1 pseudogene is annotated in these 516 nt (G+C 42.3%); it reads right to left on the minus strand.

Annotated features, from left to right (window positions below):
• A pseudogene (locus tag CIK04_RS22800) lies at positions 1 to 159 on the minus strand (phaC PHA synthase); the annotation flags it as partial.
• Between the last annotated feature and the right edge of the window lie 357 nt (positions 160 to 516).

Consider the following 516-nt stretch of genomic DNA (forward strand, 5'->3'; position numbering starts at 1 on the left):
ATCTACTTTACCGTAGAGCGCCGGCAAGCCGAACCCCGCCACGGCGCTGTCATCTGGCGCGTTGAAGTTATTGATTGAAGAAAACATTACAGGCGTTGCTGCCATTGCCGCTGTTGACGTTAACGCGGTTACCACTGCTGCTGTTAAGATTTTTTTCATTGGTTGAGTCTCCACTGACTATGAGTTGTTAAGTACCGGTGGCGCGATGCCAACTCCCGTACCCATCGACTTATTATGTACGCCGTTCAATTTTGCCAAGTCATTGTTTTGTCAAATGTCTGAATATTTTTCATCCATTTGACAAAACCTTTTWAAAAATTCTATTTTTCATGCACTTACCAAGTTGCATTCATATGCATCCCAGTAGCAGTGTAGAATATGAATCTCATCTTATATCGGATATTGTTCATATTCTTGAATAAACGACACATTCTCAAGCGAGAAAAAAAAGCTGAGGATCGCTCCTCAGCTTTTTCAAATATTGACAGCGGGTAGGCTGATTACATCATGCCCATG

The organism is Vibrio sp. 03_296, from assembly GCF_002265885.1.